The sequence below is a fragment of the Burkholderia sp. YIM B11467 genome (genome assembly GCF_052952715.1).
The window spans coordinates 50,239-62,158 of record NZ_JBQVSQ010000009.1 but is presented as its reverse complement, the minus strand read 5'-3'; the positions used below and the strand labels follow the sequence as shown (position 1 = coordinate 62,158).

The window sequence follows — 11,920 nt, the reverse complement described above, 5'->3', positions numbered from 1 at the left end:
GAACGCGCTCGGGGCCCGCTCCGACGCGTGCGCGCAGGCGTCAGATTTGCGTTCCGAGCCCGAACGCCGCCGCGAGCTGCGGGCCCTTGTCGAGCAACGAGGTCACTTCTTCGCGCCGCTGGACCGACCAATGAGCCAGGCGCTCGACGACATCGGTAGCGTCCGCCGGCAGCGCTTCGGCGAGCGACACGGCGTCGCGCGCGGCTTTCGACGTGCCGGACGCCGTATGGGGGCGCACGGTGCAGGCCGCGTCGCCGATCAGCGCGACGCGGCCGTCGACGAAGCCGGGGCTCAACGCATCGAAAATCGCCTGGTTGAATGGCGCGTGCGTGGCGAGCACCAGTTGCGACAGGGCAGCCGGCAACCGTTCGACGGCGAGTTGCCGCAGCGTCGCGACGGCTTCGTCGGAAAGCAGCCCCGGATGCACGGACGCGTGATGAACGTTGCCGTTCCGATCGGTCAGGTGGCGGCGCAGCGCATCGTGATCGGCTTCGTTGCGATACCACAGCCAGTTGAAGCGGCGTGAACCCGGCGCGAGCGAACCGTCGAGCGCGGGAATCAGAAATGCCATGAACAGCTCGCCCGGTGCCTTGTGCAGCGTCATGTTCTCGACCAGCGATTCGATCGCGGCGGCGTCGAAATCGGCTTCGTCGACGATGCCACGCCACGCGAGGTAGCCGGCAAACGACGGCGCGTAGCCGGGAAACAAGTGCGTGCGCAGGCTCGAGCCCGAGCCGTCGGCGGCGATCAGCACATCGGCGCGGATGCGTTCGTCGTCAAAGTGCACGTCGATGCCGTCCGCGTCCTGGTCGAACCCGGTCACGGTGCGGCCGTAATGAATGCGCCCGCGCGGCAGCGTTTCGCACAACGAGCGATAGACGGCGTCCCACGACGAGAACGGCAGCATTTCGGGTTCGTCCCGCGTGACGAGGCCGTCGCGATCGATCCAGCGGCGCCGATGCGTCGGCACGCTGATCATCTGCCGGCAATGACGGCCATGCTGTTCGAGAAACGCCATCATGCGCCGCAGCACGGCCACGCCGCCGCCCTGGCCGCGCAGCGGCGTGCGCGAGCGCTCGCAGACCATCACGTCATGTCCGATGCAATCGAGCGTCAGCGCGGCCGCGAGACCGGCGATCGACCCGCCTGCAATGACTATCTTCATCGTGCGTGACTCCCAGGTTCGAATGGCTGCGGTATCGCAAGCCGGTGGCCGGCCAGCGCGGCGGCGCGCGCAGGCGCCGGAAACCGCTGCGCGGTGCGTTACGACGTGATCTCGCCGGCCATCGCGTCGTCTGCATAGCACCAGACCCAGCGTTCGCCGGGCTCGATCGAACGCACCAGCGGATGGCTGGTTTCGTGAAAATGCCGGCTGGCGTGGCGATTCGGCGACGAGTCGCAACAGCCGACGTGCCCGCATGCCAGGCACAGGCGCAAATGCACCCACTGGCTGCCGGATTTCACGCATTCCTCGCAGTAGTCCTTATCGGTGGTCAGAATGCGTGCTTCGCCGAGGTGGGTGCAGGTCGTGGCCATCTTCCGCTCCGATGCCGGCGTCGGATAGCGCTTGCGGTGCGGCCGGCGCGATGCCGCAAGCGAGGTTGGATACGGTTCATTGTGGACGGTCGTGTCGCGACCGGACCTTAATTCTTATGAAGCGTGGTGATCCGGCGGGTGAGCGGACGTAAAGTCGCGAGTGCGGCCGGCACGATGTGCGGGCGAGATTCGATATGACGGTCACCGGGAGGCGCTCATGACCCAGTCGCAGCATGTCAAGGTAATCGGCTTGCCTCACAGCAAGGAGGCTTACGCGATCCGCGATTTCCTGAAGCGTGGCGTGGTCGAGTACGAATGGTGCGAGCTGACGTCCGACTCCGATTGCGTGCGCGAGCTGGGCATCGCGCCGATACGCGACATCCGGTTGCCGGTCGTGATCTTTCCGGACGGCACGTGCATCTACCAGCCGACACTGCCGGAGATCGCCGCCAAGCTCGGCTGGGTCGCCCGGCCGCGCTTCATCGAGTACGACGTGTCGATTTACGGCGCGGGTCCGGCCGGCCTGTCGGCGGCCGTCTACGCGGCGTCGGAAGGGCTGCGTGCGGTCGTGATCGAACGCGACGCCATCGGCGGGCAGGCGGGCACGAGTTCGCTGATCGAGAATTACATGGGGTTCCCGGAGGGCGTGCCGGGCGCCGAGCTGGCCGAGCGCGCGCGCCAGCAGGCGGTGAAGTTCGGCGTCGAGCTGCTGATGATGCGCGAGGGTGTGCACGCAACCTTCGTCGACGGCAAGATTCGCGTCGACCTGGCCGACGGTTCGATCCTGACCGCGCGCTCGAACATCTGCGCGACCGGGATCGAATACCGCAGTCTCGGCCTGCCCGACGAGCAGAAGTTTCTCAACGTCGGCCTGTTCTACGGCGCGGGATCGAGCGAAGCGCCGATGTGCGAAGGCAAGCACGTCTTCATCGTCGGCGGCGGCAATTCGGCAGGCCAGGCCGCGATGAACTTCGCGCGGCACGCGCGTGAAGTCACGATGATCGTCAGGGGTGCGTCGCTGGCGGCGACGCTGTCGCAATACCTGATCGACCGGATCGAGCGCATGCCGAACGTGACGGTGCGGTACGGCTCGACCGTCGACGCGCTCCACGGCGACGGCCGGCTCGAAGCGATCGCGATTCGTTCGGAAGACGGCGCGCGCGAAGTGCTGCCGGCCACGCATCTGTTCGTGTGCATCGGTGGTGCGCCGAACACCGAATGGGCCCGGGATACGAACATCATTCGCAATCCGGGCGGCTACCTGGTTACCGGCAGCGATCTGTATGACTGCCCGGCATTCGAGCGCGTGTGGCCGCTCGAGCGCCGGCCCTACTATCTGGAAACGAGCGTGCCCGGGTCGTTCGCGGCGGGCGACGTGCGGTCGGGTTCGGTCAAGCGGGTGGCGTCGGCGGTCGGCGAAGGGGCGATGGCCGTGACCTTCGTGCACAAGTTCCTGAGCGAAGACGCGCATCGGCCGGACGGCACCTGAGCCGCAGCACGCCGGTTCCGCCGCGCGCTCCCTTCACTCGTCAGCGTGTCGTCGAAATCGGCAGCCGGAACGTCAGGACGGTGCCGTTGCCGTCGCGCGGCGCGGCTTCGAGCGTGCCGCCATGCGCCTCGACGATCGAGCGGCAGATCGCGAGGCCCATCCCCATGCCATGCGTCTTCGTCGTGAAGAACGGATCGAAGATCCGGTTCGCGATGTCCGCATCGATGCCGGCGCCGCGATCGGCGATGCGGACGACCACATGGCCGTCGCCGGCGTGCGACGCGATCTCGAGTTCGCGCGACGTGGCGAGCCCGTCCATCGCGTCGAGCGCGTTGTTGACCAGGTTCAGGATCACCTGCTGGATCTGGGTGCGATCCGCCATCACGTGGATACCGTTGCAGCGCAGGTCGACGCGCAGCGCGACGTGCTTCGCGTCGATTTCGGGCGCGGTGAGATGCAGCATGTCGCGAATCAGGTCGTCGATCGCGAGCGGCGTCAATGCGGGAGGCGCCTGCCGTGCGAGCGATCGCAGCGCGCGGACGATATCGGCCGCACGCACGCCGGATGCACGAATGTCGTCGAGGCTCGCGAGCGCTTCGCCGAGGTTGGGATGCGCGCCGCGCAGCCAGCGCATGCAAGCACCGACGCTCGACACGATGCTGGTCAGCGGCTGATTGATCTCGTGCGCGATCGACGCGGCCAGTTCGCCCATCACCGTCACGTGCGTGGCGCGTGCGAGCTCGGTGCGCGCATGCCGCAGCGCGGCCTCGGTTTCGAGCCGGCGCGTGTTCTCGTCGATCAATTCCGCGTAGAGCCGCGCGGATTCGAGCGCATTGGCCGCTTGCGGCGCGAGCACTTCCAGCATCGCGATGCGGCGCGGCGAAAACACGCCGTTGGTCAGCGCGTTCTCGAGATACAGCACGCCGATCAGCGCACCCTGTTTCAGCAGCGGCAGGCAGAACAGCGAGCGGGTCGGGTGGGCGCGCAGGCTGTCGACGTGGTCGGGTACACCTTCGCGCTGCGCGTTCGCGAGCACGACCGGCTTGCGGGTCCGTGCGACCGTGTTCAGGATCGACAGCGGCACATCCTGATCGGTGGGCTCGCTGCGGGCAATATCGACGATCACGTCGTTGCCGACGATGCGCGCGGCCGCCTCGATCGTCAGCCGGTCGTGCCGGGCGAGCAGCAGCAGGCCATTGCGCGCGCCGGCATACACGATCATGTTGCGCATCAGCGTCTGGATCAGGCGCTCCAGCACGATTTCCTCGGACAGCGAGTGCGCCGCGCGCATCGCCAGCGCGAAATCGAGATCTTCGCGCGCGGGCATGGCCGCGCCGCCCGGCGACGGGTCCATCACGAGGAACGGATGCTGCGCTTCCATCGCCTGCGTCTTGCCGGTCGCCCCCCAGCGCCGGTAGCACGCATGGGCGAGCCGCAACTGGTGGCGTGACGGGCCGGTGAGCCCGAGCGACGCGGCGTGATGCGCGGCCAGTTCGTGCGCGAGCGCCTGTTCGTGCACGAACCCGCGCTCCGCCGCGAGGCTGGCCGACGCCTCGTACTGCTGCATCGCGACGATATGTTCGCCGCGCACGCGCGCGAACTCGGCGTCGATCAGCGCGAGCTTGTTGCGGAACGTCGCCGGATTCCGTTCGCTCCAGTCGGCAAAGCGCGCACGTTGCGGCGCATATCGTTCGAGCAGCTGCTCGGGCGGCGTGGCGCCGCGGTCGCTCGCGATGCCGGCCAGCACGCCGAACAGGTGGAAGTCGGACAGCATGATGTGCGCCGGCGTCGACCATGCGGACGACGCGGCCGCATCGAGCGATGCACGCGCCGCGTCCGCGTCGCCGAAGATGAACGCCGCCTGGCCGGCGAGCACGTCGGTCCAGAACTGCAGGACCGACATCGGCGTCTTCGTCGATGCACGGCCGCGCCAGGTGCCGATCGGCCGGTCGGCGCCGAGTTGCAGCGCGGCGACGAATTCCGACTGGGTGGACACGAGGTCGACGATGTCGTCGTAGCGTGCGCCGCGCGCGATCGCCAGCAGCGGATCGATTTCGTCGCGGATCGCCGGCAGCGCTTCGCCCATCGACAGCAGATCGCTGACGATGTGATTGCAGCTGTAGCACATCCAGCGCAACTCGGCGCTCGCATTGCCCGCCGCTTTCGCGTCGCGCGCGTGATCGAGCGCATACGACAGCGGCTGGGTCCACACGCTCACCTGGTCGAGCGCGACCAGCGTCGCGGAGCGGTAGCGCTCGAAGCCGTGGCGATCGACCAGCGCGAGCGCGACCTTCGCGAATTCGAGGCCGTCCTCGTACTCGCCGTGATGCTCGGCAATGCTGACGCCGTACCACGCGAGCCCCTGCACCGACGCGGCGGTGACGCCGTGGCGCAGTGTCAGCCGCACCATCGTCGCGAAATGCAGCAACATCAGCCCGCCGCTCGGATAGAACATCGCGGCTTCGAGCGCGGTCAGCAGCGCCATCGTCGCTTCGACGCGCGTGTCGGTCGTGACCGGCAAGTCGACGAGTTCGTGGATCGCGCGGCCTTCGAGCGCCGCTCGCACGGCGTTGCAGGCCGCCGCGAGATCGGCCGCGGTGGGCTCGGCGGGCAGTGCCACGCCGAGCAGCGCCAGCCCGGCCAGCGCGACGTCCACGGCCTCCCGGTAGCGCGACTCCACCGTGAGCTGCGCGGCCTTCAGCCGGTGAGCCTCGGCGCGATCGGCCGGCGTGCGGGTCCGCGCCATGAGTTCGTCGATCGCGTCGGCCGCCTGCGCGGTTTCGCCGGTCGCGAGCAGCAGGCCGCCGCGAAGGATGCCGATCCGGCTCGCGAGCCCGTAGTGCTGCAGCCACGCCTGAGGGCCGAGCAGCGACTGCGCGGACGCGAGAAACGACAACGCGCGATCGCGTGCGGCGACCATCGCCGCGGCCTCGGCTGCCGCGACCAGCGCATCCGCGAACGCGAGCGCGAGCGCGCGGTCGAGCGGCGCGCTTTTCGCCTGCTCGATATGGGCGGCCAGCTCCAGCAGGGTTTCGGCTGACGGCGGGTCCGAGCGTGCACGCATCGCGGCGGCGATCCGGGCGTGGCACAACGCGCGCTCCGGGCGCCCGGCGAGTGCGTGGACGGCCTCGAGGATGCGGTCGTGAACGAAGCGCCAGCGGTTGCCGGAGAGCGACACGAGGCCGGCCTGGCGCGCGGGGTCCAGCCAGAAGCGGAGTTCGGACAGTGTGTTGCCGGCGGCCGCGCACAACAGCGTCTCGTCGGCGTTGATGCCGATACTGGCCAGCAGCGACAGCAGCATGCGCGATTCATGCGGCAGCCGGTGCATCCGGGCCGCGAGCAGGCTCACGACGTTTTCGGTCACGTGGCGTGCGTCGATGTCGGCCGCACGCCAGTGCCATGCTTTTCGCTCCGGGTCGTAGGCAAGGAGCCGCTCGTCGATCAGCGTACGCAGCAACTGCTGGACGTAGAACGGATTGCCGCCGGTCCGGCGGTGAACGAGGTCGCCGAGTTCAACCAGCCGGGTCGGCGCGTCTCCGAGCATGCCGGCCAGCATGCGCGTGACGTCGGGTGCGTCGAGCGGCGTCAGCGTCAGGGTCGACACGCGGGTGGGGTCGAGCTGCCGCAGGAAGCGGCGGAACGCGGGCGGGTGGTCGTCCTGCGACCCGCTCCGATAACCGGCAACGATGCAGAAATTGGCCGGCGGATCGACCGCGATCGATGCGAGAAACGCGAGCGTCGCGTCGTCGGCCCACTGGATGTCGTCCAGCGTCATGACGAGCGGTTCGGCCGGCGCCGCGAACGCACGGAACGCATTCACGATGATCTGGCAGAGATGGAATTCCGGAATCGCATCGGTATGGCCGAACGCGACGGGTTCGACGTCGAGCAGCCACGCAATCTCCGGGAAGATCGCGGACAGCAGATTCGCCTGACGTCCCACGCAGTCGCGCAGCCGCGCGGCGATCGCCGCGATTTCGTCGTCGCGCCGGGCCAGCGCGCTGCCGAACAGCGCGCGCAATGCCTGCAGCACGGGCGCGTAGGGCCGTGCGGGCTGGAACTGATCGACCTTGGCCGATGTGTACCAGCCCGCGCGCGACGCCGCGCGCGCAGCGCGCGTGAAGTGCTCGGCCAGCGCGGTCTTGCCGACGCCGGCCGGCCCGTCGATCAGCACGATGGCCGTCTCGCCGGTTCGCGATACGGCAGCGAGCACGTCGTCGAGCCGGCGTATTTCGAGTTCGCGGCCGATCAGCAGGTCGGGTGCGTGCAACCCGGCGAGCGGATCGCTGCCGCCGAGCACGAACGGCTCGGCGCGGCCCGCTGCCAGCCAGTCGTGCCGGATGCGTTCGAGATCGTGCAGTACCGCGTCGCTGGACGCGTAGCGATCGGCGGGCTCCTTGGCGATCAGCTTCAGGATCAGGTCGCTCAGGATCGCGGGCACGTCGTCGCGAAAGGCGGCGGGCGGCGACGGTTGCATGGCGACGTGTGCGTGGACCCATTCGGAGGTCGACGCGGCCTTGTAAGGCATCGCGCCCGTCAGCAGGCGGAACAGCGTGATGCCGAACGCGTACAGGTCGGAGCGCTCGTCGACGGATGCGCCTTCCGAGACTTCGGGCGCCGCGTAGGCGGCGAAATCCGCGCGCATCGTGCCCGCCACGGATTTTCCCGTCCGGCGCTCCCGCGCATGGGCGAACGAGCGGAGCATGACCGTGCCGTCGGGCGCGGTGACGAAACTGGCCGGCTGCAGATCTCCATGCAGCCAGCCGCGCCGATGCAGTTCCCCGAGCGTGCGCGCGGCCTGGATCGCCGTTTCGAGAAAGCGGTCGAGCGGAAGTTGCCCGTCCGCCAGCGTGTCGAGCGCATGCACGTCCACGCGCGGATAGACGAGCACCGGACCGTCGGCCGCACGGATCAGCGCAACCGGCAAAAGCGCCCAAGCGGGTTCCAGCGCATCGTTCAATGCGTATTCGCGCTCGAATTGCCGGCAGCGCTGATCGAATTCCCAGCCGGTCTGGCACGCGGACCACATGCGCCCCGTCGCGGCGTCCGTCAGGTCGAACCGCAGCACGTCGCCCGAGCGGACCGCGTTCGACAGGCTGGCGCGCGCGAGCCAGTCGGCGTCCATTCGATTCGCGTCGTCCGGGTCACGCAAGGGCTGGGTCACGGTCGGGGGGCACGCTGGTGGAGCAGGGCGGAACCGGCTCTCGATATGGGGTCGGCCGGGCTGGGTCGCGCGCGTCTGGGCGGCGGCTCATGCATTGTCCATCAGCCCGCGAGAGTTTGCAGTACCCCCCCAGGCCGGTGCGTTGTACGAGCACAGGGCAGAGGATGGCGGACCGGCGGCGCGAAAGGGGCAGCACACGCGCAACAGCCGGTGGACAGCCGATCGATGCGCGCAGCCGTGCGCCGCACCGGTGGTATGCGACGCAACGCGTCAGCACGTATTCGGCGTTATTCCCACGCGTGTTTGCTGAACTGATAACCCTTGCAGCGAATCGTCTTGATTCGCGTCGGTTCGAGCGCGTCATCATGCAGTTTGCGGCGCAGCTTCGAGATGTAACAGTCGATCGAGCGATCGAGGCCGTCGAACTCGATGCGGCGCAACAGCCGCGTCAGGTCCTCCCGGCTGACCACCTCGCCGGCGCGGCTGGCGAGGGCCCACAACAGGTCGAATTCGGTTGAGGTCAGGCGAGGCGCGCTGCCGTCAGGAAGGTGAACCTTGCGATCCGTCCGGTCGATCGAGAAATTGCCGAACACCAATCGCTGGGATGCTTCGGGCGCGCAACTGTCCGGATGCATGCGTAGCCGTCGAAATTGCGCCTTGATCCGCGCGAGCAGAATGCGTGGTTCGATCGGCTTATAGAGAAAGTCGTCTGCGCCGAGTTCCAGGCCGAGCAACTCGTCGAACTTTTCGTCGCGTGCCGTCACCATGATGATGGTGCCGTCATAGTGCGTGCGTGCCTCGCGGCAAATATCGAAGCCGTCCTTGCCCGGCAGGTTGATGTCGAGAAGCACCAGATCGGGGCAACTCGCGACGATCGTGGCGACGGCGTTGGCGCCGCCGAACAGCGTGTCCACCTCGTACTGATGCTTGCGCAGATAGTCCACGATCAGCGCGGATAAACGGACGTCATCTTCGACAAGCAGGATTCGGATGGGCATCGGTCAACGAGGGGCAATACATGAAAATGGCGCGCGGTTAGGCCCAGTCCGAACGCGTGGTAGCCGAAGCGAAGTGGATAATACTGCGCAACATTCCGGCGGAATGTGACGAAATTTGCACCATTCACTGCACATATCTGCACGAAAATCATCGTCGACTAGCGGAAAAGCGAACGGATGACAGGGTGGAATCGTGTCGTCGACGAACGGCTCGATGTTCGGGTGAAATGGTTCAGAGCGATATCCGGCGCGACGTCGGCGGGGATCTCTGACGGCGCGTCGTTCCGGCAAGAAGGTTTGCGGAGAGTCGCTTGAGTGAACGTTACGCGCGCTGACCCATCCGAAATCCGGTAAAGATTACTCGACATATTATTACAAAATATTACCGACGTTGCGGAATTGGGCTTCCTACAATCTTCTCAACCCACGAACGGGCATGCCGCACCGCGGTTTCCGCTCTGACGTCGATGGGCTTGCCGCGACGTAGGCGGTGATCGATACACGCAGCTGCCCACATTCAGCGCGCCACTGCCGGCATGCAGGAGACCGATATCCGGGTCTCCACCGTCGCACGGGAAACGTTGGTGGCACGCATCGCCGACGCTGGTTGCATCGTACGAATGTGATGCCATTTCATTCCGCTTGAAATGCTTCAAATCCTCACATTGCTTCTATCGATGTTGTTTAACAGTCCTTATAAACACACTAAACAAAAATATGGAAAAAACACAGCGGGCGGGAATTCATCCATCTTTCATGCGCGGCATCCGGCTTCTGATTTTACTCGTACCGGTAGCAGTCCAGCTGGCGGGATGTGGTGACGACGAGACCTCGTCGCCGCGCACGTTGAGCGGCGTCAATCAGCCAAGCATGCCGAGCCAGACGACACAGCCCGGTACCGTGACGACGGCACCCGCGCCGGCACCCTTTGCGCCACCTACGCCGGTGGCAGACGTCGGCGCGCAATATGAACGCTCGCCGACCGGGCTACCCTATCCGAAGCTCGCCACGCTGTATCCGGGACACGACGGGCCCACCGTCGACGACGGCATGATTTTGCCCTGGCTGTCGATGCGCCCGCCGCTCAAGCTGAACGTGATGGTGCAAACGCCGTTTGACACGGATCAGGATGGCAAGCCGGACCGGATCGCGTTACGCATCGTGCAGCCCGCCGAGGTGGCAGAGGGGCTCAAGACCCCTGTCATTGTGCGGCCGTCGGTGTATTACGCCGATCCGGATTACGCGACGAAACAGCGTGCGCCATTCCTCGGCGAAGCGGAATACTTGCGGATGGGTTTCACGATCGTCTACGCGGATTCGATCGGCACCAACCAATCGGATGGCTGCTGGTCAGTGATGGATCGCACCGAGCGCGAGGCGATGGCGAGCGTCGTGCGCTGGTTGACCGGTGATCCCGTTGCACCGGGCTATGACGCGCAGGGCCAACCCGTCGCGGCGTCCTGGTCGACCGGGCACGTCGCGATGGAGGGGATCTCTTATGGCGGCACCTTGCCGACGATGGTGGCCGCTACCGGTGTGCCGGGGCTCGAGGCCATCGTACCGGTCGACGGCATCAGCAGCGGTTACGACTATTTCCGTTATAACGGCGTCAAGGGGGACATGATTCAGCTGGGTCCCTACATGCAGCTGCAACAGTCGACCGCGCGCGCGTCGATCTGCGAACCCGCGCGACTCAAGGCGGTGACCGATTCCGACGACCGCACTTACGCGTACAACGACTTCTGGAAATCGCGCAACACGTTGTCGCTCGTCGACCAGATCCAGGCGGCTACGCTGATCGCGCAGGGGCAAGCCGACAATAACGTGAAGACGAAGAACGCGATGCAGTTGTACGACGCGCTCTATCGTGCCAGGAAGCCGGTTCAGCTTTGGCTGCATAGCCGCGATCATAACGATCCCGCGTGGCAGAAGGAGTGGCAAAAGCAGATCTTGATGTGGTACTCGCGCTATCTGTTCGGCGTGAACAACGGCGTCGAGAAGCAACCCACCTACGTGCGTGAAACACCGGCTGGCGACATCCCGTCCGGCACGACACTGAATCCCCAACCAGGCGACACAAGCAATTCACTGATTGGGCACTGCTACAACCCGGATCACAGCACGAGGGATTGCATTCCGACGGGCGAGCTTTTCATCAAGGAAGACGCATGGCCCAAGACGGTCGATACGTCCTACTACCTGCACGACAACGGCCGCGCAGGTGGATTGCTGACGCCGAGCACGACGGATGGCACGCAGGTTGTATCGGTCGATTTCAGCAAGGCAGCGGCCGTGACTTATGAGACGAAACCCCTCGCGAACGCGACCCGCTACGCGGGCGCAATCCGGGTGGTGATGCGCGGTCGCTTCACACCCGCGGTGACCAACATCAAGGCAACGCTGTCGGTGGACGGGCATGACGTCACCTATGGCTGGGCGAACCCGCGTTTCTACAAGGGCCTGGACGTCGCGCAAACAATCGCGCCGAACACCGACTACGGCTTCTCATTGGAGATGATGCCGCGAGATTTCACGGTGATGCCGGGCAGCAAGGTCAAGTTGAAGCTTGAGGGCTATCAGGGCACAGCACTCGTTACGCTCGATCTGTCGCACACGACGCTCGAGATGCCGGTTGTGCCGAAGGCGCACGTTGCGGCGGTCATGGTGGCGAAGTAGCGGAAGATTCGGTGGCGTTACCGGAAGCAGGCTCAGGGGAAACCGTCGGGCACGCTC

General features: G+C 66.2%; 6 protein-coding genes. 2 read left to right on the top strand and 4 right to left on the bottom strand.

Translation table 11 applies throughout. From position 1 onward, the window contains the following. Positions 1–40: 40 nt before the first annotated feature. Entirely contained in the window at positions 41–1,165 is a 1,125-nt protein-coding gene (locus ACTRWB_RS27550) for an FAD binding domain-containing protein (RefSeq protein ID WP_446903685.1), read from the bottom strand. 98 nt (positions 1,166–1,263) lie between these two features. Next, positions 1,264–1,536: a ubiquitin carboxyl-terminal hydrolase 14 gene (locus ACTRWB_RS27545; RefSeq protein ID WP_412023973.1), complete on the bottom strand. Its 273-nt coding sequence runs from the start codon at positions 1,534–1,536 to the stop codon at positions 1,264–1,266. Between the two features lie 217 nt (positions 1,537–1,753). On the opposite strand from ACTRWB_RS27545, the gene ACTRWB_RS27540 reads away from it, so the two are divergent. Then, on the top strand, positions 1,754–3,025 hold the full coding sequence (locus ACTRWB_RS27540; protein ID WP_446903684.1) for an NAD(P)/FAD-dependent oxidoreductase: 1,272 nt from the start codon (positions 1,754–1,756) through the stop codon (positions 3,023–3,025). Between the two features lie 40 nt (positions 3,026–3,065). Here ACTRWB_RS27540 and ACTRWB_RS27535 read toward each other — a convergent pair whose 3' ends face one another. Both ACTRWB_RS27535 and ACTRWB_RS27530 read right to left on the bottom strand, forming a co-directional pair. Next, positions 3,066–8,150 (bottom strand): trifunctional serine/threonine-protein kinase/ATP-binding protein/sensor histidine kinase, encoded by a 5,085-nt coding sequence (locus ACTRWB_RS27535; RefSeq protein WP_446903683.1) that lies wholly within the window; start codon positions 8,148–8,150, stop codon positions 3,066–3,068. A gap of 326 nt (positions 8,151–8,476) precedes the next feature. After that, entirely contained in the window at positions 8,477–9,187 is a 711-nt protein-coding gene (locus ACTRWB_RS27530) for a response regulator (RefSeq protein WP_446903682.1), read from the bottom strand. A gap of 717 nt (positions 9,188–9,904) precedes the next feature. On the opposite strand from ACTRWB_RS27530, the gene ACTRWB_RS27525 reads away from it, so the two are divergent. Beyond that, positions 9,905–11,863: a Xaa-Pro dipeptidyl-peptidase gene (locus tag ACTRWB_RS27525; protein WP_446903681.1), complete on the top strand. Its 1,959-nt coding sequence runs from the start codon at positions 9,905–9,907 to the stop codon at positions 11,861–11,863. Positions 11,864–11,920: the final 57 nt, after the last annotated feature.